The following is a 25,814-nucleotide window of genomic DNA, read 5'->3' on the forward strand; positions in this document are numbered from 1 at the left end:
TGTGTGCTGATTTCACGCAGAGATGCCAAAATCAACGTATTTCATCACATAAAGCCCCGCAATAGCCTGCGCTTCTCTCACCCACTTAGAGCAAACGTGGTGAGCCGATGTCGACAAACAAAAGGAGTGCAGGATGACCAAGGGAGTGTTCAATCCAGCCGGCAGGAGTGCGGCGGAAATCAGCAAGGGAGCGACCGAGATCCTGGTGCTGAGCGAAGCCGACGTGACGGCGTGCATCGACCTCAGCCAGCTTCTCGATGTTTTGGAAGACGGCTTCAAGGCGCTGTCACAAGGCAAGGTCGTCAATCCACCCCGACCACAGCTCGACATCCCCGGGGCCGGCTACAGCCTCGCCATGCCGGCCTGGATGGAGGGCATGAACCTGACCGTCAAGATCGTCAATGTCTTCGAAGGCAATTTGGCCAAGAACCTGCCCAGCCACCTCGCCACCATCAGCCTGTTCGATCCGCTGTCCGGCCTGCCGGTCTGCATTATGGACGGCACCTTCATAACTGCGGTGCGAACCTCCGGCTCCGCCGTGCTGTCGGTGCGCGCGCTTGCGCGCCGGGAGGCCAGGATAGCGACCGTGGTCGGCGCCGGCGTCCAGGCCAACCAGCACCTGCATCTGTTGCCGCTGGTACGCGACTTTGCCGAAATCCGTGTCGCTTCGAAGAGCTTCGACGATGCGGCAGCGCTTGCCCGGCTGCATCCGTCGGTGGTGGCGGTCGCCGACCTCGAGGCGGCAGTGCGCAGTTCCGACGTGGTATGCCTGGCGACCCACTCCTACCAGCCGGTGATCGACCCAGGCTGGGTCCAACCGGGCACGCATGTCTCGTCAGTCGGGGTGGCGCCGCCCGGCGGTGAAATGCCGATCGAGCTCATCGGCAAATCCACTCTTTTTGTCGAAACCACGGATGCATTCAACCCGACCCCGGTCGGTTCTTGCGAGCTTGCCGGCTTCGATCCGGATTTCGGCACCGAGCTTGGCGCCATGCTGCTCGACCGCGCGCCGGGTCGCTTTTCGGATCAACAGATCACCACCTACAAGGCGATGGGCATTGCGATGGAAGACATGGTCGCCGCCGACCTCGCCTATCGTTGCGCCAGGCGTCTGCGCAAGGGAAAGCTCATCGTGCTGTAGGCGCGTGCCGCGAGCCGGGCGGGATCGACGTTGCTGACAATAGCGCTTTCGCGGAAACGGCCGGGCTAAAGGCCGGCCCTCAGGCCGGCTCGCGCTTCAGCGCCTGCGCCATGCAATGGATGCCGCCGCCGGTCTTCGAGATCTCGCTCATATCGACCGCCGCGACCTCGAAGCCGCGCGCCTTGAGCTGGCCGATCAGCGTCTGGCTCGAACTCGGCGCGATCACCCGGTCCTTGCCCAGCGACATGAAGTTGCAGCCCAGTGCCATCGTGTCCTGGAACGGCACGTCGATGATTTCGTGGCCCTTGCCCTTCAGCCAGTCGACGATGCCCGGCTCCGTGCAGGCAAGGCAGACGGCGGTCAGCTTCTCGGCGATCGGCACCACCATCAGGTCGATATGGACATAGTATTCGTCGATGAAGGCGATGCGGGTTTCCCAACCCTCCTTGTCGAACCAGGCCTGGACCTGGCGCGCGCCCTCCTCCTGCGTGCGGGCGCCGCCGCAGCCGATCAATACCACGCCGTCCTCGATAACGTTGAAATCGCCGCCCTCGAAAGTACCCGCGGTGATCATGTCGTAGATCGGGATGCCGAGCTTCTCATAGGTGCGGATCGCCGCATAGTTCTCGCCGCGCCGCCACCACTGGGCCATGGCGGTGATAATGGCTCCATACGGCGTCATGACGCTGGAATCGCGCGAATAGACCTGCATCGGCAGTTCCGGCGTCGGCTCGTGCCAGTGGATGCTGACGCCGAAATGCTCGTAAGCGGCGACCAGGTCCTTGTGCTGCGCCTGCGCGATCTGGACGTTGCAGGGCGCCTCACGCAGATGCTTGCGCGATAGCGAGCTGGTCGAGAGGTGGCGCAGGAAGTTCGGCGAGCCGAGCAGGACGTCGGTCAGGACGTCGGTCTCGTTGGCGAAGCCCCAGGCGGTCAATGGCTTGGTGCCGCCAGCCGGATTGCGGCGCTGCAACGAAAACGGCTCGGTGACGATGCGGTCATGGACGGTCATGAGGTTCTCCTGGCTTGTGTGATCACGCGGCTTGCGGGTTGCTTGGTATCCACCAGTCCCGTCCGCGCGGGGTGGTGACATATTCCGGCCAGCGGAAATGGATCGGCGGGTCATAGTCGCAGAGCGGCGCCAGCCAATTGCTGCCGCCGATGCCGCCGCCTGTGCGGGCGACGAACTCGTCCATCGCCGCGTCGCGGGCGGCCTTGTCTTCCAGCAGGCGAAGCGCTGCGAGCGCGATTGTCTTCGATGCGCAGGTAACCATCGGATCGATCGTCGCGGAAATGCCGCCCAGCGCGTTCATTGCCCAGGACGGATAGGCGTGGCCACTGTCGGAACGCAGCGCCGGGCGAGCGACGTAGAACCGCGCCGTCGGGGTGTGCCACGACATGTCGGTGTAATCGTCGGAGGTCGAATTGAGCTGCGACGGCGGCAGGTCGCGGCGCAGGATCGCCTCTGCATCCCTCGGTGCAATAAGCTGCTCCATCTCGGCGATGAACGGCTCGTCGGTCGCCGTGCCGCCGGCATTGACCTGGATTTCGCGGGCGATCTCCTTGGCCGCCTCGTCCCAGCGCGGCGGCCCGACCCTCGACAGCGCCTCATAGGCGATATCAGCGATGGCGTGATTGGCGAGCCCCGGACGCGATTTCGACACCCAGTGCCGCTCATGGCGGCAGCCGCTCATTTTCGCGGCGGCTTCCGCATTGCGGTCGAGCACGGCGGTCACCTGCTCGGCCATCGCCAAGGTCGGCACGCGGATCATGTACTGGATCTCGGCCAGGCGCGCCGGCAGATTGTCGGCGGTCGCCTGCCCCGCCGTCAGGATCGCCTCGCTGATCGACCAGCCGCCCTGGTGCGGCAGCATGGAATCGCGTAGCGCCTTGGACGCCATGTACATCATCATGAGCGCGTCGTTGGCACCCGGCGCCCTGACCGCCGAATGCGCCTGCGGAATCGGCGCACCATCGCTTGCGCGAACCCAATCGGGTTCGTCGCACACAAAGCGGTAGATCATCGCATAGGCCGCGCCGCAATGCGTGTCCCAGCGCGCCGTGTTGCAGAGCGGCAGCATGTAGAAGGGATGGAAGGAGATCATGCCGGCGAGGCCCTCGTAGTAGCCCTTTGCCGCATGGATCGGCTTCGACCCGCGCACCTTCTCCGCCGGCTCGCCGGTAAAGCGCAGCGTGCCGGGTATACCGTGGCGCTGCATCGCCGCCTTCGTCGCCAAAAGCCCGCCCAGGCTGGCAATGCCGAGGCCGGAATGCGGATCGGTGTGGCCGCCGGCCTCAGCGCCTAGACCAGGACGCGGTCGCTTGACGGTCGCCGCGTCCTGGGAATTGCCCGGCACCGCGTCATATTCGGCATACATACCAATGGTCGGCCCAGTGCCGTTGGTCCAATGGGCGCAGAAGGCGGTGGGCATGTCGCCGGAGCCTTCCTCCACAGAAAGGCCTTCGTGCTTCAGACGTTCCACATACCAGGCGGCCGACTGGTATTCGCGCCAGGCGGTCTCGCCGAAATCGAAGATCGTCCGCGTCCACGCCGACAGCGACGGCTGGATGTCATCCAGACAGGCAAGCGCGGTCGCTTGGGCCGAGTTCGTCACCGGTTCCTCCATGGACGAGAAGAAAGCAGTGAAGCGCGTCGTCAAAAAGTGATATGTTTTCCCGGCTCATGCAAATTCGGTTCACCTCTTGAGAATCCCATCGACGCAGGCGCTGCGCGCCCTCGACAGTTTTGCCCGTCACGGCAGCGTCTGGCGCGCTGCTGACGAACTGCATCTGACCCGCAGCGCCGTCAGCCATCAGCTTCGCCTGCTCGAACGCGATCTCGGCTTCGATCTGCTCGAGCGCATCGGCAAGGGCGTGGCGCTCACTCCGCGCGGCCAGCGCTATGCCAGCGACGTGCGCAAGGCGCTGACTGTGCTGGGCGACGCAGTGACTCGCCACGCCGGCACCGGCGTCGGCGGCTCGTTCAGCGTCAGCTGCACGCCGGGTTTCGCCTCGCTGTTCCTGTGTACTCACATTGGCGAATTCCGGCAGATGTATCCCGATGTTGCGCTGCGCATTCTGACGCCGCGACGGCTGGACGATGTCAGCAATGCCGAGGCCGACGCGTTCATCGCCTTCGGCGTCGGCAATTGGCCGAACCGCGCGGTCGAGCTATTGTGCGAAATCTCGTTTACGCCGCTGTGCAGCCCGACGCTGCTCAACAAGGTCGGCGGCTTTTCCAAACCGGCCGACGTGCTGCGCGCCAACCTCCTGCATCTCGGCGACACCGAGGACTGGGCGCGGTGGCTGGCGCTGTCCAAGGTCGAGAACCCCGACACAGAGGGCGGCATTTTCTTTTCCGACATGAACCTTGTTTTTTCGGCGGCGATCGCCGGCCAGGGCATCGCAATGGGCGACGAGTTGACCAGCCACCGGGCGCTGAGCGAAGGCCGGTTGGTGCGCCCCTTCGACATCGCAATCAGTTCGCCGCGGTCGTACTTCCTCGTCTCAGAGCATGCCAAGGCGAACCACCCGGTGCTGGATGTATTCAGTGGATGGTTGCGATCGAAGCTGTCGGAGAACCAGCGTTAATCTCCCCCTTGAGGGGGAGATGGCTGCGAAGCGGCCAGAGCGGGTCGCTTCGGCTGGGCTCGGCCTGCTGCAGATGGAGGTTGGCGTCCCACGCGAGACGACCCCCTCTGTCGCCTTCGGCGACATTTCCCCCTCGAGGAGGAGATTAGCTCCATAGATGAATCAAATTTGCCGGTCAGGCGAAAACTATTCGGTTGCGGTGAGCCGCCGCCCTGCCTACGATTTCAATCAGCATTGAGGACAAAGGCAGGATGCAGCAACCCGGCCGTGCCGCAGAGATCAAGGCAATCGGGATCGGCAAGAGCTTCGGCTCGTTCCGTGCGCTGGACGATCTGACGCTCGATATCGGCCGCGGTGAGTTCCTGACCCTGCTCGGGCCTTCCGGTTCGGGCAAGACCACCTTCCTGATGATCCTTGCCGGTTTCGTGCAGCCGACCGACGGTCGCCTTTACAGCGACGGCGTCGACATCACCGAGCGGCCGGCCGAACAGCGTGCGGCCGGCATGGTTTTCCAGGGTTACGCGCTGTTCCCCCATATGTCGGTCGAGGCCAACATCGCCTTCCCGCTCAAGGTGCGCAAGAAATCGTCGGCCGAGATCAAACGGCGTGTCGGCGAGATGATCGAACGCGTCGGGCTGAAGGGCCACGAGAAAAAACTGCCGTCGCAATTGTCCGGCGGCCAGCAGCAGCGCGTGGCGCTGGCCCGCGCACTGGTGTTCGAGCCGGGTGTGCTTTTGCTCGACGAGCCGTTCTCGGCGCTCGACAAGGGCCTGCGCGGCCAGATGCAGGCCGAGATGAAGCGGCTGCACCAGGAGACCGGCACCACCTTCGTCTTCGTCACCCATGACCAGAGCGAGGCGCTGGCGCTATCGTCGCGCGTTGCGATCTTCAACCACGGCAAATTGCTGCAGGTTGGCGCGCCTGACGAGGTTTACGACCGGCCGGCTAGCCGTTTCGTCGCCGAGTTCCTCGGCGAGATCAACATGCTGCCGCTGAAGGGCGTGCGCAACGCCGACAACGGCGCCACCGGCCTATGCGAAGATCGCACCATCACGCTGCGCGGCAATGCAAGCGCCGTCGGCAGCAACGCAATCCTGGCGATCCGGCCCGAATACATGTCGATCGCGCCCGAAGCGGCCGCCGGCGAGAACGGCATCGCCGCGACTGCGGCCGCTTCGACCTATCTCGGTGCCGCGACGCGGCTCGATCTCACGACGCGCCAGGGCGCCAAGGTGACGGTCTCGGTGCCGAACGAGGTCGCAGCGTCGGCACTCAGCAAGGGCAATTCCGTGTGGCTGACATGGCCGGCGGAAAAAGGTTTCCTCCTTCCGGACGGAGGACAATGACGATTGGCGTGGCGAAGCTGAAATTCGCCAAGCTGACTTTCGGGAAGTATCAACGACAAAAAAGGGGAACTGACATGACAAATGGAACCAAGAAACACTCCATCGAGGCGCTGTCCGCCAGGGCGGCGCGCGGTGAGATCTCGCGCCGGCAGTTCACGCAGCTGGCCGCACTCGTGCTGGCCGGCACGCCGATGCTGCTGCGCTCGACCGGCGCCTTCGCGCAAGCCAAGGAACTGGTGCTGGTCAATTGGGGCGGCGACGCCATCACCGCCTATGACGCGGCGTATGGCCAGGCCTTCACCAAGGAGACCGGCATCACCGTCAAGATGGATGGCTCCGGCCCGACAGAAGGCGCGATCGCGGCGCAGTTCAAGAGCGGCGCCCCGACCTGGGACCTGGTCGACGTCGACCCGTTCTCGGCGATCACGCTCGGCGCGCAAGGCATGCTCGAGCCGATCGACTATTCGATCGTCGATAGGAAGAAGATGCGCGAGGGCTTCGGCTGGGAACACGCCGCCTCGACCTATTTCTTCTCCTATGTCATCGCCTATGATTCCGAAAAATATGGCAGCCAGGCGCCGGCCGGCATGGCCGATTTCTTCGACGTGACGAAATTCCCCGGCAAGCGCTCGCTCTACAAATGGGGCGTGTCGAGCTGGGAAGCGGCACTGCTCGCCGACGGCGTCGCGCCTGCCTCGCTCTACCCGCTCGACCTCAAGCGCGCGCATGACAAGATCGCCGCCTTCAAGGAGAATGTGGTGGCCTATTGGGGCGGCGGCGCCGAAAGCCAGAGCGTGCTGCTAGACGGCGAGGCCTCGATGGCGATCGTCTGGTCGACGCGGGCCTCGCTGATCGAGCAGGATTCCGGCGGCAAGATCAAGTTCATCTGGGACCAGGGCCTGATCTCGCCCGGCGCGCTCGCCGTACTCAAGGGCAATCCCGGCGGCAAGGACGCGGCGATGAAGTTCATCGCCAGCGCCCAGGATCCGGAAAAGCAGCTGGTCATGTTCGACAAGCTCGGCCAGGGTCCGGCCAACCCGGCAACCGACGCGCTGATCCCCGCCGACAAGAAGCGCATCAACCCGGTCGACCCCGAAAACATGAAGAAGCAGATCACGCTCGACATGGAGTGGTACGCCAAGAACTACGGGGCCGCACTCGACGAATACACGAAGATCATCTCCGCCTGATACGACCGGGATAACCGGGGCCGAGATGAAAGCATATCTCTCCGACAGGATGGGCGCGGCGCTGTTGATGGCGCCGCTGCTCCTGTTCCTTGGCGCCGCCTATGCCTGGCCATTTTTCGGCGTCGTCAATTGGAGCTTCACGCTGCCAGAGCCGGGGCTCGGGCAGTATGGCACGCTCCTTAGCGACCCGCTGGTTCAGTCGGTGTTTGTCCGCACGCTGCGCATCGCCGCGATCGTCACGATTGTTTCGGTTGCAGCTGCCTATGCCATCACCGTGGTCTGGGTGCGCGGCACGCCGGCGCAGCGCGTAATCGCCGAATTCTGCATCATGGTGCCGTTCTGGATCTCGGTGCTGACGCGCGCCTTCGGCTGGGTGGCGCTGCTTTCCAATCGCGGCCTGTTCAATACCTGGCTGCAGGCGATCGGCTTCATCTCAGAACCGCTGACGCTGGTACGCAACGAATTCGGCGTCATCGTCGGCATGACGCATTTCCTTATCCCCTTCGCCGTGTTTCCACTGGCGTCTTCGATGCGCAGCCTCGACGACCGCGTGCTGCTGGCGGCGCGCGGCCTCGGCTCCAGCCGCATGCGCACCTTCTGGTCGGTCTTCGTGCCGATGACCCGCTCCGGCATCATCGGCTCGGCTCTCATCGTCTTCGTGTTTTCGCTCGGCTTCTTCGTGACGCCGGCGATCCTCGGCGGCGGCCGCAGCGTGATGGTCGCCGAGCTGATCTATCTCCGCATCTTCCAGAGTCCGGACTGGGGCCTGGGGGCGGCGATCAGCGTCGTACTGGTACTGTTCGTCGGCGCGCTGATGGCGCTGGTGTTCCGCTATGTCAGACCGAAGCAGCTGATCTGATGCCGACCTACCGCCCCGGCCCCGTCTCGCTGGTCCTCGCCGCCCTGGTTGCGCTATTTCTGCTGTTGCCGCTGCTTGCCGTCATCCCGGTGTCGCTGACGCCGACCCGCATGCTTGCAATGCCGTCAGGCGAATTGTCGCTGCGCCATTACCGGGCGCTGATCGAGGATCCGCGCTGGATCAACTCGATCCTGCTCTCGATCAGGATCGGCGTCGTCAGCAGCGCCTTCTCCACCGTGCTGGCGCTGTGCTTCAGCCTCGGCGTGTGGATGTTCCAGCCGCGCTTCACCGCGGCACTCGTCGGCTTCGTGCTGCTGCCGATGGTGGTGCCGCCGGTGGTCTCGGCGATCACGCTCTATTTCCTGCTGACCTCGATCTCAGGCGTCAGCTCGTTCTTCGGCTATGACACCTGGCTCGGTGTCGCCATGGCGCATGCGGTGATGACGGTGCCGTTCGCCACGGTGCTGATCCTGGTCTCGCTCAGCCAGCTCGACCGGCGCATCGACCTTGCCGCGCGCGGCCTCGGCGCCACCGTGTGGGAGCGCGCCACCCGCATAATCATGCCTAACATTAAATTCGGCATCGTCACCGCCGCCCTTCTGTCCTTCGTGCTGTCCTGGGAAGAGATAGGCGTCACCCTGTTCATCACCTCGGTCAACGCCATCACACTACCCAGGCTGATGTGGATGGGCCTGCGCGACAACATCGACCCGGCGATCGCCGCACTCTCGGTGATCCTGATCATCATCACGGTGCTGGTGCTGGGCCTGCGCAGCCTTGTGGTCAGGCTGCGCGGGGTGCGTTAGGGCAGGCCGTCGAAGACATCCCTGCAGAAGCGGCAGGCTTGTTACCTCAGGCAGCATGCAGCCTTGGGATAGCGCTGACGTCGACCTCGCGCTCCGCATGCCACGCATCATACGCGGCTTGCATCCTAAGCCAGATCGCGGCGCCGTCGCCGAACATCTTTCCAAGGCGAGCGGCGACAGTCGGCGACACCGGCTTCTTCTCGCGGATGATGTCGTAAAGCTGCTGGCGCGAGATTCCGAGCAGGTTGGCGAATTCCACCTTGGTCTTTCCGGTCGCCGGGATAATGTCGTCAAGCAGCGCTCCGGGGTGGGAGGGGCAGCGCTCCATCGGACGCGTTGGCTTATACACGCTCATAAACTACACGCTCATAAACGACTTCTCCATCTGGCCGCCTTAATGGTACTGTTCGCCTCAGAACCGTCTGAGCCTGCCAGAGGCGATAATCGCACCCGATGACGGTTGGGCGCTCGGCCGGATCGGGCCGACTACCTGGCAGAGCTATGTCGCGGCTACCCACTATCCCATGGCGTGGCGGATTGTCTTGGACAGACGGCTAAGGAATGCCGGTCTAGACGATGCGTCGAGCTTCCACGACAGCACCGCCGTCGCCATTTTCCGTGGCAACACCCCGATTGACAGGAACCAGGCGGCAAGGACGGCGCGCCGCCGCAGGGACGCGGTCATTTCGAGGCTGGCGACGGCGCCCGCCGCCCCGAGCGCCAGCCGGGAATCATTGACCACGGGATGCCGGCGTCTGTCTACGCACAGCGACGCCAGCCGCTCTTCCAGATGGACCGGATCGTGGCGGACAGCCTCCGACGGCACGATTGTTAAGCCGATCCCGGAGGCTTGATCCGACAGCGCCTGCATGCGGCGGAAATCGTGGGTTACCCTCCAGCGCGCCCGCTCGGCGAGCTTTTCACCGAAGACCGAATGGTTGGCGCCGTGGATCCGGTAGGCGCCGACGCATTCCTCAATGGACTGGACGTGCCCGTACATGGGCGCCAGCGTTGCAAGATAGCCGTCGGCGCCCTGGCGGAACTCCGGCTCTGGAATCGGCATGATCGATTCCAGGGTTGTGCGGTCAAAGGCCAGCCCGCTGGTCACGGTCGTCTGATAGCGGCCCTTGTGCAGGAGTTTCGGCATGACATCACCGCTGTCGAAGGGCAGTTCGGGTGGCGGAAAGACGTCCTTGATGCGTTGCCGCTCGTCGACGATATGCAGCCTGGACTGCACCTGGGCCGTTGCCGCATCCCAGCTGTCAACGATCGTGGAAACAGCGGTCGGATAGAGGTAGTCGTCGGCGTCGAGGAACAGGACGATCTTGCCCGAGCTTGCCGCAAAGCCGGTGTTGAACGCGGCGGCATGCCCGCCATTTTGCACTCGCGGGCATGCGACGATCTCGTCGCGATAGGATTCTATGATTGTCGTGGAATTGTCCTGCGACGCGTCGTCGACGACGATGACTTCGACGTCCGCGTAGTCCTGCTCAAGGGCGCTGTCGATGCTGCGTTTGAGGAAACGCGCGTAATTGTAGTTCGGGATGATGATGGATACCGGAATCCTCGGTACAGACTGCATCGCGTTTGACCTCGCATCTTGCTTTGGTTTCGGCAAAAGCCCGCTCACGGGCCTGCCCCCTCTTCAAGCGCGACGAGTTCCTGAGAGGAAAGCCTGCGCCTTCGTCAGGAGACGGGTCACGTCTCTTGCGACTTCGTACTGAGGCCGCCATGCCTTCGAGGGCTGCCGCCTTGGTCAAGGTAGCGGTCGGCGGCAGCAAAAGCTCCGAGGGTTTCGGCCGGTCGCAACCGAGCCCGACGGAAAAGTCTCGCCTCCGGTCGCGATCAGGTCGGGATCGAAGCGGACGGACGCCTTGAAGGCATGGCGGATACTGACCTTCAAATACGGCTGGAACAAGCCCCGCGCCGAAGACAGGGCCGCAAATCTATGGCGTTTCAGGCCGCATGTAGCCTTGGGATGGCGCTGACGTCCACTTCGCGCTCCGCGTGCCAGGGATCGTGAGCGGCCTGCATCCTGAGCCAGTTCGCGGCGCCGTCGCCGAACATCTTGCCAAGTCGGGCGGCGACGGCCGGCGACACCGGCTTCTTCTCGCGGATGATGTCGTAAAGCTGCTGGCGCGAGATTCCGAGCAAGTTGGCGATTTCCACCTTGGTCTTTCCGGTTGCCGGGATAATATCGTCAAGCAGCGCTCCAGGTGGGACGGGCAGCGCTTCATCCCGAGGCTTGGCGAGCGCTCCGTCAGGCCGGCTGCGTCTGTGTGGTCGCCGGGCCCGGCGCCGGCAAGACCGAGTTCTTGGCGCAGCGTGCGGTTTATCTGCTCGAGACGGGTGCTTGTCCGCCCTATCAGGTCCTCGCCATTTCGTTCAAGAGCGATGCGGCCGACAATCTCGCAGCGCGTGTGCGGCGGTGTCCGCCCGAGTTGGCGGGCCGCTTCGTCTCGCACACCTTTGACGCCTTCACTAAGGGCTTGGTCGACCGCGTCACCACCGCCAAGCGTTCTAGGGCTTGTCGGCTTCTTGTCGGTCGCGGAACGGATCTTCGGTTTGCGAGTTTGCCGGCTTAGACGTTTGCGGGCATAGAGAAGTCGGCGTGGCCGAGGAGATGTCCCTCGGGTCATGTACAACGGGCGCTGCGATCCGAAATGCACTCCGTGCAACAGGCACTGATGTCCGGGCGGTGAAGTCGTCCCAAAAGAGGTACATGCATGCGCGCGTTCTCTATTTCATCGGATGGGAAACTTGCAATCGGCGAGCGAGACTTCGTCGAAATACGATTTCGACTATTTGATAGGTAAGTGGAACATCAGAAATCGTACATTGAAGGAACATCTGATCGGCAGCGACGAATGGGAGGAATTTGACGCGACCCAGGAACTCCGCCCCGTATTGCTGGGGCTGGGCAATTTCGACATTTTCCATACGGAATTTGACGGAAAGCCATTCGAAGGTCTCACCGTGCGATTATTCAATCCGCAGACGCGCCTGTGGACGATCTACTGGGCTGACAGCAACGCAGTGAAACTCGACGGCGGAAAGGTTGGCTCGTTCGAGGGCGACGAAGGTGAATTCTTTGGCCGTGAGGTTGTCGCCGGCAAGGACGTTATCGTGAAATTCCATTGGGATATGCGCGACCCGAACGCCCCGATTTATAGCCGGGCGTTCTCCGCTGATGCAGGCCGAACCTGGGAATGGAATTGGTACTCGAACTTTTCACGACGGTGATCGACTAAGTTGGCCTAAACGATCTCGCCCTATTCGAGTCGGGGCGATCGTATTCCATATCGCGGAGTATGCGGGCATACTGCCCGAAGATGCGAATGCCTGTGCGCGCGCGATCGCAAAGAGCCCGGCGGCTCTTAACCACCAATCAGGCATGATCGTGCTTGACGATTGTCCGGTTTGTCTGGCTCCCAGGTGCAATTGGATGGCTGGATAACCACACTCTCACGTCCGGGAACGGTCGGTTTGGATTTAAGGCCGAACGCTCATTGACCAGATTAGCGTCCAATTTCGGCGAATTTCCTTCGGATCGCTCCAGACAACCGACTGACCAGTTTTGGGCGAAACAGACGTTCGCAGGAATCGGAAGGCCCTTTCGCCATACGAGTTCGAATCCTTGCGGGTGGAATGGCGCCGGGCAGGATTCCACCATCGGCTTAGAAGGCCGGCGCTCTGTCCCGAAGCCGGCGGCGGGCCGGCTCCGGGATATGACAATGCAGCCTGAACAATCAGGCGGCCTGCAGCCCTGGCAGCGACAGGTCAGCTTCCTCCGGCAAGTCGCCGGCCATCGCGGCAGCGAACTTGGTCTGGTCGAGTTCGCCTTCCCAACGCGCCACGACCACGGTCGCCACCGCATTGCCGACGAAGTTGGTCAGCGCCCGGCATTCCGACATGAAGCGGTCGACGCCGAGGATCAGCGCCATGCCGGCGACCGGCACCGTGGGTACGACCGAGAGCGTCGCGGCGAGGGTGATGAAGCCGGCGCCGGTGATGCCGGCGGCACCCTTGGAGCTCAGCATGGCGACGGCGAGCAGCAGGACCTGGTCGCCGAAGGTGAGCGGCGTGTCTGTCGCCTGCGCGATGAACAGCGCGGCCAGCGTCATGTAGATGTTGGTGCCGTCGAGGTTGAAGGAATAGCCGGTCGGAACGACCAGGCCGATCACCGAGCGGTTGCAGCCGGCGCGCTCCATCTTGGCCATCAGGCCGGGCAGTGCCGCTTCCGAGGACGAGGTGCCGAGCACCAGCAGCAGCTCTTCCTTGATATAGCGGATCAGCGCCAGGATCGAGAACCCGTTGTAGCGGGCAACGGCGCCAAGCACCACCAGCACGAACAGCAGCGCTGTCAGGTAGAATGTGCCGATCAGCATGGCGAGGTTGGCGATCGAGCCGATGCCGTATTTGCCGATGGTGAAGGCCATGGCGCCGAAGGCGCCGATCGGCGCGGCCTTCATCAGGATGGCAACGAGGCGGAAGATCGGCGTGGTCAGAGCCTGCAGGAAATCGACGACCGGGCGGCCGCGGTCGCCGACCAGCGCAAGAGCGAGACCGAACAGCACCGAAAAGAACAGCACCTGCAGGATGTCGCCCTTTGCGAAAGCGCCGGTGATCGTGTCGGGAATGATGTTCATCAGGAAGCCGACGATGCTGGTGTCGTGCGCCTTTTCGGCGTAGGCCGTCACCTTTGTGGCGTCGAGCGTGGCCGGATTGATGTGCATGCCGGCGCCGGGCTGGACGACATTGGAGACGACGAGACCGACGACAAGCGCCAGCGTCGAGAACACCAGGAAATAGATCATCGCCTTGCCGGCGACGCGGCCGATCTTCTGCAGGTCGGCAACGCCGGCGATGCCGGTCGCCACCGTCAGGAAGATCACCGGCGCGATCACCATCTTCACCAACTTGATGAAGGCGTCGCCGAACGGCTTCATCGCCTCACCGGTTTCGGGATAGAAGTGGCCGAGAAGCACGCCGGCGGCGATCGCCGCCAGCACCTGCACATAGAGATGCCGGTAGAAGGGAAGTTTGCCGCGCGGCTCGGCGGCAGCGAATGCTGTCTGCATGACGTCCTCCATTGTGCTCCGATCGAAAGCTCGACCTCCCGGAGCAATTGCATTGACACCCAGCAGCCTCGCGACCGCTGAATTCGTGTTTGCAACTGCCGTGCCAGACTGCGTGGAAGAAACCATCACTTTGATTTTATTGAGTATTCTCGAACTCAAGGATTCGTTCCGCACACAGAGAGTGCGGATATTCGCATGGTCGAGTTGTGCTTTTGTGCGAAATCATGCACAAATGGGCGATGCTGCAACGCCCCGCCGCTGGCTTATCGTCGACGCCCGAGCAACTCCGCAGGCGGGCGCGCCGTGCCTGGCTGCTGTTTGCGGCCATCGCCCTTGCGATCGCCACGGCCGCACTTTACGGCGCCGGCCTTTATGGCCGCACCACGGAGGTTGGGGCACTGGCGGCGCAAGGCCGCACCGACGCCAATCTGAAGGTCGCGCTGCTGCGCGCCGTGCTGGAGAGCCCGCGCGCCCTGCCCCTGCTTCTGTCGGAGGACCAGCAGGTGCGCGACGCGCTGTCACAGAAAAGTGCTGCTGCGGTCGATGTGCTGAACCGCAAGCTTGAAGGGCTGGTCTCAGGCACCAAGGCTTCGGTGCTCTATGTGATCGGCACCGACGGGCTGGCGATCGCCTCCAGCAACTGGCGCGAGCCGATCAGCTTCGTCGGCAACGACTACCGATTTCGCGATTATTTCTCCGGCGCGATGCGGGCCGGAACTGCCGAATATTTCGCGCTCGGCAATGTCAGCAAACGCCCCGGTCTCTACATCTCGCGCCGCGTCGGCGATGATGCCGCACCGCTCGGCGTCGTTGTCGTCAAGGCGGAGTTCGACCAGCTCGAGGCCGACTGGCACGAGGCGAACCGCCCGGCCTATGTCAGCGACGAGAATGGCGTCGTCCTGATCACCAGCGTGCCGTCCTGGCGCTTCATGACGACCGGGCGGCTTGCCGGGCCTGATCTTGCCGCCATTCAGAACAGCCAGCAGTTCGGCGACGCACCGCTGATGCCGTTGCCGATCGCGCGCCCGCAGGCGCTCAGCCCGGACGTGTCGATCGTCCACGCGGTGACGCCCGGCGGCAGCGACGCGGAATATCTCAGGCTTTCAACCCCGGTCCCTTCGACCCCCTGGCGGCTCGACTATCTCGTCCCGGCCGAAGCGCCGATCGCCGCCGCGGTCCGTGAAATGCGGCTCCTTGCACTCGGCGTTGTTGTCCCGTTGCTCGGCCTTGCTGCGTATCTGTTGTGGCGGCGGCAGTCGGGGCAAATGCGGATCGCCGCCGAACAGGCGGCGCGCACCGAGCTCGAACGTCGCGTGATCGAACGGACCGAGGATCTGAGCCGCGCCCGCGATCGGCTGCAGGCCGAGATATCGGGCCATCGCAGCACGGAAGCCAAGCTGCAGGTGGTGCAGCAGGATCTGGTCCAGGCCAACCGCCTCGCCATCCTCGGCCAGGTCGCCGCCGGCGTCGCTCACGAGATCAACCAGCCGGTCGCCACTATACGCGCCTATGCCGACAACGCCCGCGTCTTCCTCGACCGCAAGCAGACTTCGCCGGTCGAGGAAAATCTCGGCGCCATCGCAGCACTTACCGAACGCATCGGCACCATTACCGAAGAATTGAAAGCCTTTGCCCGCAAGGGTCGCACCGCCGCCGAGCCTGTCGAATTGCGCGGCGTCATCGAAGGCGCCGTGGTGCTGTTGAGAAGCCGCTTTGCCGGCCGGCTCGACGCACTGGCCATCGACCTGCCGCCGCCTTCCCTCAAGGTCATGGGCAACCGGGTCCGGCTCGAACAGGTGCTGATCAACCTCTTCCAGAACGCGCTCGAGGCGTTGGAAGGCCGCGACGACGCTCATGTGCGGGTTTCGGTCGAGGAGACGGCGGACGGTGTGACGGTCGGCGTGTTCGACAACGGACCGGGCATTCCGCCCGCAATCCTTAGATCGCTGTTCACGCCGTTCAACACCTCCAAGGAAAAAGGCCTCGGCCTTGGCCTCGTCATCTCGAAGGATATCGTCGCCGATTATGGCGGACGCATCGAGGTTTCGAGCGACCACCGCGGCACCCGCTTCACCATCCATCTCTTGAAAGCAGTGTAGTGGCAAAGGCTGCATGACCAACGACGACGCAGCGCCGGTGATCCTGATCGATGACGACAGCGATCTCCTCAGGGCCACCGAGCAAACGCTTGAGCTTGCCGGCTTTTCGGTATCGGCTTTTTCGGTGGCAGCCGAGGCGCTGGCCAGGCTGGACGCCGGTTTTGGTGGCGTGGTGGTGTCGGATATCCGCATGCCTCAGATCGACGGCTTGCAACTTTTCGACCGCATCCTGCGGCTGGATGCGGACATTCCGGTCATCCTCGTCACCGGGCATGGCGACATCGCCATGGCCGTCAAGGCGATCAAGGATGGCGCCTACGACTTCATCACAAAGCCCTTCGCCGCCGACCGGCTGGTGCAGAGCGTGCGACGGGCGGCGGAAAAACGCCGCCTGGTGATGGAGAACCGCGCCTTGCGCGAAGCGGCCGGAGAAGCGCAGGACGGCCTGCCGCTGATCGGCCAGACGCCGGCGATGGAAAGGCTGCGCCGCACGCTGCGCCAGATCGCCGACACCGATGTCGACGTGCTGGTGACCGGCGAGACCGGCTCCGGCAAGGAGGTGGTGGCAAGCCTCTTGCATCGCTGGAGCCGCCGCGCCAGGGGCAATTTCGTTGCGCTGAATTGCGGCACTCTGCCGGAGACGGTCATCGAGAGCGAGTTGTTCGGCCATGAGGCCGGCGCCTTCACCGGCGCGCAGAAGAAGCGGATCGGCCGCATCGAGCACGCCAGCGGCGGCACGCTGTTCCTCGACGAGATCGAAAGCATGCCGGTCTCGACACAGGTGCAGATGTTGCGCGTGCTGGAGATGCGCGAGGTCACGCCGCTCGGCACCAACGAGTTGCGGCCCGTCGACCTGCGCGTGGTTGCGGCCGCCAAGGTCGATCTCGGCGATCCGCGCCAGCGCGGCACGTTCCGCGAGGATCTCTACTACCGGCTCAACGTGGTGACGATCTCCATTCCGCCGCTGCGCGAGCGCCGCGACGACGTCGCCCTGCTGTTCTTCTATTTCGCGGAGCGCGCCGCCGCCCGGTTTCGGCGTCCGGTTCCGGCGGTGCCAGCCTCCGTGCACCGCCATCTCAGGGAGCATGACTGGCCGGGCAATGTACGCGAGCTGGCGCATTTCGCCGAGCGGTTTGTGCTTGGATTGGAAGAAGACGCTGGAGCGCCATCCCCTGCCCCAGCCCGGCCGGACGCCGCCATGAAGCTGCCGGAGCGGCTGGAGCGCTACGAGGCCGACATCATCCGCGAGACGCTTGGCCGCAACGAGGGCGACGTCAGGCGCACCATCGAAGCGCTGGGGATTCCGCGCAAGACGTTCTACGACAAGCTCCAGCGCCACGGCATCGTGCGCAGCGAGTTTTCCAGGTAACGGCCGGCGTCTCGGCAGACACCTTCACCGAAAATATCGACAATCCGCCGGGTTGCAGAAAAGCGCCGAGGTCGCGGCTGGCCTCTTTCTCCCCGTTCTACGGGGAGAAATGCCCGGCAGGGCAATGAGGGGCAGCGCCAACGTCTGCGAACATCCCTCCTCCGCGGCAGCTCTCCTGACACTCACCCGATTCCGGTTTTCGCCATCCTGCGCTACACTTGGTCTTCAACCGGACCACCGCTGCCATGATTGTCCAGACCTGCATCAATGGCGCACGGAGCGCCGATTTCCACCCGCAACTGCCACTGAATCCCGAAGCCATGGCGCGTGACGCCGCCGCCTGCGTGGCCGCCGGTGCGGCCGAGTTGCATGTCCATGCGCGCGGGCTTGATGGCCGCGAAAGCCTTGCGCCGGCGGCCATGAACCCGACCATGCTGGCTCTGCGCCGCGCCTGTCCGGGAACGCTGATCGGTGTCTCCACCGGCGCCTGGATCGAGAACGACGACGAGCGGACGCTGGCCGCGATCGCCGGCTGGAGCGAGCTGCCTGATTATGCCTCGGTCAATCTGAGCGAGAAGGCCGCGCCCGAGGTCATGGAGCGGCTGCGGCAGCGCGGCATCGGCATTGAGGCCGGGCTCGCCTCCGTCACCGATGCCGAGCGTCTGGTGAGCCTCGATCACGGCAGCCAGGTGCTGCGCATCCTGATCGAGATTTCCGAGCAGTCGCTGGATGCTGCATGGGAAGTCAGCGACGGTGTCGCGACGGTGCTCGACCGCGCCGGGATGCGTCGCGCAGTCTTGCTGCACGGCGCCGACGCCACGGTGTGGCCATTCGTGCACCGAGCGGCGGAGCGCAACTGGTCGACGCGTGTCGGGCTGGAGGACGGCAAGCAGCTTCCGGACGGCACTACGGCATCGGGCAATGCCCCACTGACGGCTGCTGCCGTTGCGATCTTCCGGGCCGGTCGCTGTTTCCTCCCATAGGTTTCGGGCGGCTTGCCCGATCTTTTGGGATCCTGCGTCAGGCCACGTCCCGCAAAGTCGAACGCGACGTCGCCGATTTGACGCCGGCGCGGTCCTCGTGGAGCGCAAAGCCCGCGGCGCCCGGATCGCCCAGTTCGGGGCGGAGCTGCATGCTCGGGATGTGGTAGTCACCGCCATTCTGCTGCCGATAGGGAATGGGCCGGATTGTCTCGAGCGTCCGCATCCTTTCGCGCAGCCGCTCCGCGGCAGGCTCGAAATCGGCCTCGCCGAAACGATCCACTCTGTAGATCACGAACGGCGGAAGCACGTGGTAGCCCGGATAATAAAGGATCCCGTGATTGATCGGGAACAGCAGGTCGTCGATCGGGCCGTTGACGCCGCGGGCGGAGTAATGCTCTTCCCAGCCGCCGGTGGTCACGATCAGCATAGCGCGCTTGCCGGCGAGCGTTCCCTCACCAAAGCGATCACCCCACCGCTTGTCGCTATGCTCGCCGACACCATAGGCGAAGCCGTAGGCGTACACCCGGTCGACCCAGCCCTTGAGGATCGCCGGCATGGCGTACCACCACAGCGGGAACTGGAGGATCAGCGTGTCGGCCCACAGCAGCTTGTCGATTTCGGCTTTGACGTCACCGGTCAGAGTGTTGGTCGCAAAAGCTTTTTTGGATGCCCCAGCCGGCAGGAGGCGTTCTTCGGTCGGCCACGACGGAAAGTCGGCACGGTCCACCTCGGATTTCCAGCCATCGGCATAGAGGTCAGACATCCGCACCTCATGGCCCTGGGCCTCGAGTTCCCTGATGGCGACGTCACGCAGTGCGCCGTTGAGCGAGCGCGGTTCAGGATGAGCAAAAACAAGCAGGACTTTCATAGGTCAACTCCGAAGCAGGACAATAACTCTGAAGGTAGCCAGCCCCGGGGTGATCCGCTATATATAGACTATGCATAAGATTATGCCGAATAATGGATAGATCCGATGTGACCCTCGAGCGAATGCGCACTTTCGTTCGGGTCGCCGAGCGCGGCAGCCTCTCGGCGGTGGCGCGCGAGCTCGGAGTTGGGCAGTCGACGGTCACACGGCATCTGCGGGAGCTCGAGGACGCCGTCGGCGTGCCCTTGCTCAGCAGGACCACCCGGCGTGTCACGATGACCGATGAAGGCAGCCGTTACTATGCCGACAGCGTTCAGATCCTGCGCCTCGTTGAACTGGCCGGCGATGAAGCGCGGGGCACGCGCGGCGCGTCGGCCGGCACGATCAGGATATCCTGCACGGCGGCGCTTGGGGTCTTGCATGTCAGCCGCCTGATCTTCGCCTTCCAGGACCACTATCCCGACATCGGGATCGATCTCAGCCTCACCGACGAACGCATCGACCTTGTGCGGGAGGGCGTCGACATCGCGCTTCGCCTGGGTCCGCTCACCGACAGCTCGATGAAACTGCGGGCGCTCGGCCAGTCCCGGCGTTTGCTGGTGGCAGCGCCGGCCTATCTGGCGGTGCGGGGCAGACCGGCTGTCCCGCAGGATCTGCCTGGCCATGAAGGCATCCGGATGTCGAACATCGCAGGAAGCGACACGCTCGCCCTGCAGAGGCCAGGCGGCGAACGCCACGCGGTGCCTTTTGGCGGCCGATTTCGGGTCGACCATGGGCTTGCCGCGCGCGAAGCGCTCGTCGCCGGGCGCGGTATCGCACCTGCCCATCGCTGGCTTGTCGACGATCTCCTGGCGGCCGGCCGGCTGGAAGTGATCCTGCCGGGCTATTCGCCGCCTCCCGTACCGCTGAACATGCTGATTGTCCCGGAGCGCGCGGGCATTGCTCGGGTCCGGCTGCTGGTCGACTTTCTTGCCGAGCGAATCGGCGGCATTCCGGGGATCGACAGGCCGCGTTAGTCGGCTTGCCCACGGTCGGCCGCGGCACCAACCCCAGATCGACCGCAGCCGCGCCTTCCTGAGCAAGGTCCTGCGGCATTAGGATTACCAGCGAAGGTTCGCCGCCTGAAGCCTTGCAAAGCTATTTGACCTTGATGACGACCTTGCCCTTGGCGCGGCCCTGCTCGATGTAGGCCAAGGCCTCATGGGTCAGCTCAAGCGGGAAGACGCGATCTATAACGGGGCGGATGACTCCCGACTCGACGAGAGACGTGATTTTGGTCAACTGCTCCCCATTGGCCGCCATGAACAGGAACGAATATCGGACACCTGCGCGTTTGGACCGCCTCCTGATGCCGGCGCTCAAAACGCGCAAGACCAGTCTCAGCACCATGCTCAGACCCTTCTCCCTGGCAAACTCGGGATCGGGCGGACCGGAGATCGAAACGGCGACGCCACCTGGCTGCAACACACGCAGGGACTTTTCGAGGGTCTTGTTGTCCTGGCTGTTCAGGACGACGTCGTAGCCCGAGAGGACTTTCTCGAAGCCATCCTTCTTGTAGTCGATGATGACATCGGCGCCCAGATTCCTGACCATATCCATGTTGGAGGCGCTTGTTGTCGTGGCGACCGTCGCGCCGAGGTGCTTTGCCAATTGAATGGCGAATGTCCCCACTCCGCCGGAGCCGGCCTGAATGAAGACCTTCTGTCCTTTCTTCAGGTTCGCCCTTTCGACCAGCGCCTGCCAGGCGGTCAGCCCCACCAGGGGAATGGACGCCGCCTCTTCCATGCTGAGGTTCTTCGGTTTCAGGGCCACGTCCGCATCATTTATGGCGATGTACTCAGCGAAAGTCCCAACCCGACCATCGCGCGGTCGCGCAAAGACCTCGTCGCCCGGTTTGAACTGTCGGACCTTCGAGCCGACGCGAATGACCGTTCCAGCCACGTCATGGCCTGCAACGAAGGGCGGGCGATAGGGCAGGATGAGTTTGAATTCCCCGTCCCTGATCTTGGAGTCCAGCAGATTGAGACTGGCGGCATGGATCTGCACCAGAACGTCATTCTCCCCTACATCCGGCTCCGGAACTTCTCCAAGCCGGAGGGGAGCCTTCTTTGCATATCGATCGACGATAATGGCTTTCATTGTAGCTTTCCAAATTGAGGAGACCCGGGTCGCCCGGTTCGCCATCTCCGATGCGTCGCCCTATTGCAGGAACGGACCATTGACCGCGACAAGCCCATCGCGCTCGGCGCCTTCAACCAGCAGCTCAAAGCAGTCCGTGCGTTTGGCCAGGATCGCCCTGCCGACCTATCGCGTATCCGGCACCCGGTCCTCGTGGTGAACGGCGATCACGACAGAATGGTGCCCACCAGCAATTCCGTCGACATGGCACGGCGCTTTTCCAATGCCGAGCTGGTCCTGTACGAGGACGGCGGGCATACGGCCATTTTCCAGTATCACGGCGCCTTCGTAGAAAAGGCCCTGGACTTCCTTGAGACCTAGCGCAAAAGCACGATGCGCAGATTCGAAAGTGCTGGAGCGTACTTTGTGCGTCCAAGTGGACGCACGTCGCTCTAGCGGCGGCCCGCTGGTCCGATCCATCGGGTGAGGACTAGCTGTCACCTGCAAATGCAAGGTTGAATGAACGCTCAGAGCGATTGGATTTTGCCCCTGAAACGTCAGCCGTGGCCGGCGTCTTCAACTGAACGTCGCCAGAGGCTCAGTGCAGACCTCGACCCACTGGCAGCGCCGGCTGTCGTGATAGAAGGACAGAAAAGGCGGCGGGAACGATGGGTCGGCGAAAGCGCCCACCGGAATGGCAATCAGACCGGGTTGGACATCGATCCGATAATGGACGGTGGTGCCGCAATTCGGGCAGAAGCTGTAGATGACACGGCCGCCCTCGTCACCAACGCGCGTGAACTCCGCCGAACGTCCCTGGATCGAGACCTTGTCCTCGGGAAACCGCGCGTTGAAGCTGAACGCGCTGCCCGTGCGCCGCTTGCAGGCCAGGCAATGGCAGACGGAGACGCGTACCGGCTCGCCCGAACAGGCGGCGGACAGCTGACCGCAGGAACATTCGGCGCGGCGCGTCACCATGGCTGGCTCCTTTCAGCGAACGACATCACTGGGTTTCGGTATGGGCCCTGAGCTCAGCCCTCTTCTCGTCGGAGACGACGGCGAGGTCGAGCACCTTCTGCAATTCGGCTGCATGCCGGAACGACGGTTCGGGCGGAATGCCAGTGCGCGCCGCATCGACAAAGCGCTGGTAGTTGGTCGGCACCGCTCCGGCATCGAGAACCTGCCATTTGGCGTTCTCGATGTCCTCGCCGATGCACACTTTCAGCTCCGAGCCATTCAGATTGTGCACGACTTCGATGCCGCCCTTGTCGCCATAGATGCGCAGCCGCAATTCGTTCAGGTGGCCGGTTGCCCAGCGGCTGGCATGAACGACGCCGAAGGCGCCATTGCTGAAATCCAGCGCCATGGTGAAGCTGTCATTGGCGTCCAGCTCGTACTCGCCGATCCGGTTGCCCGGCGCCTTATCGAAGGACCTGAGGCGGCAGAACACATGATCGATGTCGAGCGCCGCGCCATAACTGGCGAAGTCGAGGATATGGATGCCGACATCGCCCAGCACGCCATTGGAACCATGGCCGCGCGACAGCCGCCACAGCCATTTCGGATCGGTGCGCCAGTCGCCCCAGAATTTGGAAACCAGCCAGCTCTGCAGATAGGACGCCTCGACATGCCTGACCTGGCCGATTTCGCCGGCAAGCACCATGGCGCGCGCCTTCTGCAGCGGGGCGCCGTTGCGATAGGTCAGGTTGACCATGTTGATGATGCCGGCTTGCTCGGCGGCATCGGCCATTTCACTGGCCCTCTGGTAATTCTCGGCCAGCGGTTTTTCGCACAGCACCGGCTTGCCCGCCGCGACCAGCATCATGGTGGTCGGATGGTGGATGCGATCCGGCGTCACGTTCGCCACCGCGTCGAACTTGTCCCATGCGAGCGCGTCTTCCAGCGACGTGAACCGATTGGGGATACCGTAGCTGTCCGAAAACTTGTCGACACGTGCGCGGTCGAGATCGACTGCGCCGACCAGTTCGACGCCCTCGATCTTGCCGAACTGCCTGGCGTGCTCTTCCGCCATCCAGCCGGTGCCGAGTATCAGGAGACGCATGATTCTTGTCCTTAGGATGGGGCTTTATCTTGTTGTTCGACCATGGATTTCCGAACCACCGAAGGTTCGGGGTGGCGATCTAGCGAAAACCGGCTTCGCCCTCGGCATGGAGTTTTCCACCGCGCTCGACGATCGGCTCGAGCGCCTTTTCCACCGGCACGTTCGGCGCGTCGAGGATGGTTGGATGTGAGCCCTGCGGGTTATGCGCCCATTTCACCGCGTTGCGCAGCACCTTCTGGACGGTGGCGTCGTGATAGGTCGGATAGGTCTCGTGGCCAGGCCTGAAATAGAAAATGTTGCCGGCGCCGCGCCGATAGGTCAGCCCCGACCGGAACACTTCGCCGCCCTGGAACCAGGAGATGAAGACTGTTTCCAGCGGCTCCGGCACGGCGAACTGCTCGCCATACATCTCCTCATTCTCGAGCTCGAAATACTCGCCGATCCCGGCAGCGATCGGGTGGTTGGGGCTCGTCACCCAGAGCCGCTCGCGCTCGCCGGCCTCGCGCCATTTCAGCGTGCAGGGCGTACCCATCAGCGTCTTGAATATCTTCGAGAAATGGCCGGAATGAAGGACGATCAGCCCCATGCCTTCCCAGACCCGGCGCGCGACGCGCCCGACGACTTCGTCGGCGACGGCGCCATGGTCCTTGTGTCCCCACCACACAAGGACATCGGTTTGCGCCAAACGGTCGGCCGGCAGGCCATGCTCCGGCTGCTCGAGCGTCGCCCATGACACGGAAATGCCGGGATCGAGCTTCAGCGCGTCGGCGATCGTTGCGTGCATGCCCTCGGGGTAGATCCCCGCGACCACCTCATTGGTCCGCTCATGGATATTCTCGCCCCAAACGACAGCGCGTATAGTCATGACACCCTCTTGATTGGTTGAAGCCGCCGCCCCGGTACCTCCAGTCATAGTATCCCCGGACGGGATTGAAAACGCTTTCGAGGTCGGTTGCTGACAATTGGGTGGAAATCCGGCGGGGAAAGTCCCCACGGCAAAGCCAGCGATCCTGGCGGGACAGCACCCCCTTTGTCCTGCCGGACAGCCCTACCCACTTAAGGGGAAGTTGGATGTCACACCGGCTTTCGCAAAATCACCAACGTTGCAGGAACGAGTGGAGCGCGGAAGCTGCCAATCTCCCCACTTGTGGGGGAGATGTCCGGCAGGACAGAGGGGGCGCGAAGGACCGCGACAGAACGGCTTTCATTCTGCGCCGCCACAGATGGCTCAGGCTCCCGTCCCTTCCGACGCGACCTGCATCGGCGGCTTGGTTAGCCGCGCACCACGAGGCGCTTGATCTTGCCTTTCTTGAAGGCGGCGAGGAAGCGGGCATAGTCCTTGAAAGCGACGCAGCCGCTCGATTCCGCGCGGCCGCCACGCAGCAGGTAGGTGTGGGCAAGAAAGCCGTCGCGGCCATATTTGTTCCTGCCATCGACGGGAATGAGACGCAGCGCCTCGACCCCATGGAAGCGCGATTCGCGCAGCCTCAAATCGTAGGTGTGGGGCGGTGTCGGGCCGAAATTCTTCCGGTTGGCGTAGCGCGGCTGGTCGGCCATCGAGCCCCGTCCCGAATGCGCCTCGAGCCGCGAACCGTCCGGCATATACACGGTTTTCGCCGAGATGTCGTAGACTGCGACGCCGCTGCCCAGGCCGGGCTTGGTGAACAGGTTGCGGAAGACCCCACCGCCGCCGGCCGGGCTGTCGGGCTTAGCATAGGCCAGCATCTCTGCGGCCTGGGCCTTCGACCGCTTGGCCGGCTTGCCCGGGCTGCTTTGCTTGCCCGGGTTGCTTTGCATGCCCGGGCTGCTTTGCATGCCCGGCACGGCCGCAGACGACGAGCTCCTCGGCGACAGGGTCCTTTGCGTCGGCTCGATCGATGGGGCATCGGCCGTCTGGGTCTTGCTTGCCTGCGCCATGGCTGCACGCGCCTTGGCCGGCTGGGTCTTCCCCGCCTGGGCCCTGGGTGCCTGGGCCTTGGGTGCCTGGACCTTGGGCGCCTCGGCTGGCTGGTCGATTTCCGCCTGCCGGCGCCAGGTCGGCAAGGGAATGCTGTCGGGCATCTCGTCATGCGGCGGCAGCGAGGCCATCTGCACCTCGCCCTCCGGCGGCGCAGCAGGATCGGCCGTCGCCTCCTCTGGCAAAACGTCGATCATCCCTTCCGGCAATGCAATCGCCAGCGCCAGCGCCAGGCGGGAGGATCGTTCGATTTCAGCGTCCTCCGGCCCGAAGCGCACGGACGCCGGCTCCACAATGCGCGTGTGCAGGCTGGGAAGCATAGGAGGTGCTGCAGTGGTGTGGGC

25 protein-coding genes and 1 pseudogene are annotated in these 25,814 nt (G+C 63.7%); 14 read left to right on the forward strand and 12 right to left on the reverse strand.

Going from position 1 to position 25,814, the window contains the following annotated elements; genetic code table 11:
- The first annotated feature begins 133 nt into the window (after nucleotides 1-133).
- Nucleotides 134-1,141: an ornithine cyclodeaminase family protein gene (locus EOA78_RS10675; RefSeq protein WP_127315125.1), complete on the forward strand. Its 1,008-nt coding sequence runs from the start codon at nucleotides 134-136 to the stop codon at nucleotides 1,139-1,141.
- 79 nt (nucleotides 1,142-1,220) lie between these two features.
- Here EOA78_RS10675 and EOA78_RS10680 read toward each other — a convergent pair whose 3' ends face one another.
- Nucleotides 1,221-2,153 carry a dimethylarginine dimethylaminohydrolase family protein gene (locus EOA78_RS10680; RefSeq protein WP_127315126.1) on the reverse strand — a complete coding sequence of 311 codons (933 nt, stop codon included), beginning with the start codon at nucleotides 2,151-2,153 and terminating at the stop codon, nucleotides 1,221-1,223.
- A 22-nt stretch (nucleotides 2,154-2,175) separates the two neighbouring features.
- The gene (locus EOA78_RS10685) at nucleotides 2,176-3,768 is read right to left on the reverse strand and encodes an amidohydrolase (protein WP_164783717.1); all 1,593 of its coding nucleotides are present in this window, start codon (nucleotides 3,766-3,768) and stop codon (nucleotides 2,176-2,178) included.
- 76 nt (nucleotides 3,769-3,844) lie between these two features.
- Between EOA78_RS10685 and EOA78_RS10690 the strand changes: the two genes are divergently transcribed.
- From EOA78_RS10690 to EOA78_RS10710, 5 genes are all read left to right on the forward strand, one after another.
- Nucleotides 3,845-4,732 carry a LysR substrate-binding domain-containing protein gene (locus EOA78_RS10690; RefSeq protein WP_127315128.1) on the forward strand — a complete coding sequence of 296 codons (888 nt, stop codon included), beginning with the start codon at nucleotides 3,845-3,847 and terminating at the stop codon, nucleotides 4,730-4,732.
- Nucleotides 4,733-4,983: 251 nt separating this feature from the next.
- The gene (locus EOA78_RS10695; protein ID WP_127315129.1) at nucleotides 4,984-6,078 is read left to right on the forward strand and encodes an ABC transporter ATP-binding protein; all 1,095 of its coding nucleotides are present in this window, start codon (nucleotides 4,984-4,986) and stop codon (nucleotides 6,076-6,078) included.
- Between the two features lie 74 nt (nucleotides 6,079-6,152).
- A complete protein-coding gene (locus tag EOA78_RS10700; RefSeq protein ID WP_127315130.1) occupies nucleotides 6,153-7,268 on the forward strand; it encodes an ABC transporter substrate-binding protein in 1,116 nt (371 codons plus the stop codon).
- A 25-nt stretch (nucleotides 7,269-7,293) separates the two neighbouring features.
- Nucleotides 7,294-8,127, forward strand: coding sequence for an ABC transporter permease (locus tag EOA78_RS10705; protein WP_127315131.1), 834 nt, complete (start codon nucleotides 7,294-7,296; stop codon nucleotides 8,125-8,127).
- Nucleotides 8,127-8,933 (forward strand): ABC transporter permease, encoded by an 807-nt coding sequence (locus tag EOA78_RS10710; protein WP_127315132.1) that lies wholly within the window; start codon nucleotides 8,127-8,129, stop codon nucleotides 8,931-8,933. Before EOA78_RS10705 ends, EOA78_RS10710 begins: the two co-directional genes overlap by 1 nt.
- Before the next feature lie 46 nt (nucleotides 8,934-8,979).
- Here the strand turns inward: EOA78_RS10710 and EOA78_RS10715 are convergent, their stop codons facing one another.
- The 3 genes from EOA78_RS10715 to EOA78_RS10730 all read right to left on the reverse strand — a co-directional run bounded on the left by EOA78_RS10715 (nucleotide 8,980) and on the right by EOA78_RS10730 (nucleotide 11,102).
- Nucleotides 8,980-9,288 carry a HigA family addiction module antitoxin gene (locus tag EOA78_RS10715; RefSeq protein WP_127315133.1) on the reverse strand — a complete coding sequence of 103 codons (309 nt, stop codon included), beginning with the start codon at nucleotides 9,286-9,288 and terminating at the stop codon, nucleotides 8,980-8,982.
- Nucleotides 9,289-9,450: 162 nt separating this feature from the next.
- The gene (locus EOA78_RS10720) at nucleotides 9,451-10,515 is read right to left on the reverse strand and encodes a glycosyltransferase family 2 protein (protein ID WP_127315134.1); all 1,065 of its coding nucleotides are present in this window, start codon (nucleotides 10,513-10,515) and stop codon (nucleotides 9,451-9,453) included.
- Nucleotides 10,516-10,889: 374 nt separating this feature from the next.
- Complete coding sequence (locus EOA78_RS10730) at nucleotides 10,890-11,102, reverse strand: HigA family addiction module antitoxin (RefSeq protein WP_245477458.1); 213 nt, start codon at nucleotides 11,100-11,102, stop codon at nucleotides 10,890-10,892.
- Between the two features lie 47 nt (nucleotides 11,103-11,149).
- Between EOA78_RS10730 and EOA78_RS10735 the strand changes: the two genes are divergently transcribed.
- The 3 genes and pseudogenes from EOA78_RS10735 to EOA78_RS36995 form a co-directional block, all read left to right on the forward strand.
- Complete coding sequence (locus tag EOA78_RS10735) at nucleotides 11,150-11,518, forward strand: UvrD-helicase domain-containing protein (protein ID WP_281034041.1); 369 nt, start codon at nucleotides 11,150-11,152, stop codon at nucleotides 11,516-11,518.
- 175 nt (nucleotides 11,519-11,693) lie between these two features.
- On the forward strand, nucleotides 11,694-12,176 hold the full coding sequence (locus tag EOA78_RS10740) for a hypothetical protein (protein WP_245477459.1): 483 nt from the start codon (nucleotides 11,694-11,696) through the stop codon (nucleotides 12,174-12,176).
- 40 nt (nucleotides 12,177-12,216) lie between these two features.
- Nucleotides 12,217-12,315, forward strand: a pseudogene (locus tag EOA78_RS36995) (glutathione S-transferase family protein); the annotation flags it as partial.
- Nucleotides 12,316-12,682: 367 nt separating this feature from the next.
- On the opposite strand, the gene EOA78_RS10750 reads toward EOA78_RS36995, so the two are convergent.
- Entirely contained in the window at nucleotides 12,683-14,026 is a 1,344-nt protein-coding gene (locus EOA78_RS10750) for a dicarboxylate/amino acid:cation symporter (protein ID WP_127315137.1), read from the reverse strand.
- Nucleotides 14,027-14,253: 227 nt separating this feature from the next.
- Between EOA78_RS10750 and EOA78_RS10755 the strand changes: the two genes are divergently transcribed.
- The 3 genes from EOA78_RS10755 to EOA78_RS10765 all read left to right on the forward strand — a co-directional run bounded on the left by EOA78_RS10755 (nucleotide 14,254) and on the right by EOA78_RS10765 (nucleotide 18,465).
- Nucleotides 14,254-16,113 carry an ATP-binding protein gene (locus EOA78_RS10755; protein WP_206533427.1) on the forward strand — a complete coding sequence of 620 codons (1,860 nt, stop codon included), beginning with the start codon at nucleotides 14,254-14,256 and terminating at the stop codon, nucleotides 16,111-16,113.
- A gap of 13 nt (nucleotides 16,114-16,126) precedes the next feature.
- Entirely contained in the window at nucleotides 16,127-17,482 is a 1,356-nt protein-coding gene (locus EOA78_RS10760) for a sigma-54 dependent transcriptional regulator (protein ID WP_127315139.1), read from the forward strand.
- A gap of 245 nt (nucleotides 17,483-17,727) precedes the next feature.
- On the forward strand, nucleotides 17,728-18,465 hold the full coding sequence (locus EOA78_RS10765) for a 3-keto-5-aminohexanoate cleavage protein (RefSeq protein ID WP_127315140.1): 738 nt from the start codon (nucleotides 17,728-17,730) through the stop codon (nucleotides 18,463-18,465).
- Nucleotides 18,466-18,502: 37 nt separating this feature from the next.
- Here EOA78_RS10765 and EOA78_RS10770 read toward each other — a convergent pair whose 3' ends face one another.
- Complete coding sequence (locus EOA78_RS10770) at nucleotides 18,503-19,333, reverse strand: NAD(P)H-dependent oxidoreductase (protein ID WP_127315141.1); 831 nt, start codon at nucleotides 19,331-19,333, stop codon at nucleotides 18,503-18,505.
- Between the two features lie 92 nt (nucleotides 19,334-19,425).
- Between EOA78_RS10770 and EOA78_RS10775 the strand changes: the two genes are divergently transcribed.
- Nucleotides 19,426-20,349 (forward strand): LysR family transcriptional regulator, encoded by a 924-nt coding sequence (locus EOA78_RS10775; protein WP_127315142.1) that lies wholly within the window; start codon nucleotides 19,426-19,428, stop codon nucleotides 20,347-20,349.
- A 121-nt stretch (nucleotides 20,350-20,470) separates the two neighbouring features.
- Here EOA78_RS10775 and EOA78_RS10780 read toward each other — a convergent pair whose 3' ends face one another.
- On the reverse strand, nucleotides 20,471-21,472 hold the full coding sequence (locus EOA78_RS10780; protein WP_127315143.1) for an NADP-dependent oxidoreductase: 1,002 nt from the start codon (nucleotides 21,470-21,472) through the stop codon (nucleotides 20,471-20,473).
- 63 nt (nucleotides 21,473-21,535) lie between these two features.
- On the opposite strand from EOA78_RS10780, the gene EOA78_RS10785 reads away from it, so the two are divergent.
- Nucleotides 21,536-21,832 carry an alpha/beta fold hydrolase gene (locus tag EOA78_RS10785; protein WP_127315144.1) on the forward strand — a complete coding sequence of 99 codons (297 nt, stop codon included), beginning with the start codon at nucleotides 21,536-21,538 and terminating at the stop codon, nucleotides 21,830-21,832.
- A gap of 195 nt (nucleotides 21,833-22,027) precedes the next feature.
- Here EOA78_RS10785 and EOA78_RS10790 read toward each other — a convergent pair whose 3' ends face one another.
- From EOA78_RS10790 to EOA78_RS10805, 4 genes are all read right to left on the reverse strand, one after another.
- Nucleotides 22,028-22,429, reverse strand: a complete 402-nt coding sequence (locus EOA78_RS10790; RefSeq protein ID WP_127315145.1) for a GFA family protein — start codon at nucleotides 22,427-22,429, stop codon at nucleotides 22,028-22,030.
- A 25-nt stretch (nucleotides 22,430-22,454) separates the two neighbouring features.
- Nucleotides 22,455-23,513 (reverse strand): Gfo/Idh/MocA family oxidoreductase, encoded by a 1,059-nt coding sequence (locus EOA78_RS10795; RefSeq protein WP_127315146.1) that lies wholly within the window; start codon nucleotides 23,511-23,513, stop codon nucleotides 22,455-22,457.
- Between the two features lie 79 nt (nucleotides 23,514-23,592).
- Complete coding sequence (locus EOA78_RS10800) at nucleotides 23,593-24,378, reverse strand: ThuA domain-containing protein (protein WP_127315147.1); 786 nt, start codon at nucleotides 24,376-24,378, stop codon at nucleotides 23,593-23,595.
- Nucleotides 24,379-24,785: 407 nt separating this feature from the next.
- A partial coding sequence (locus tag EOA78_RS10805; protein WP_127315148.1) for a DUF2778 domain-containing protein occupies nucleotides 24,786-25,814 on the reverse strand: 1,029 nt, incomplete at its 5' end.

Origin of the sequence: Mesorhizobium sp. M5C.F.Cr.IN.023.01.1.1, assembly GCF_003997585.1 — a bacterium.
GTDB lineage: Bacteria > Pseudomonadota > Alphaproteobacteria > Rhizobiales > Rhizobiaceae > Mesorhizobium > Mesorhizobium wenxiniae.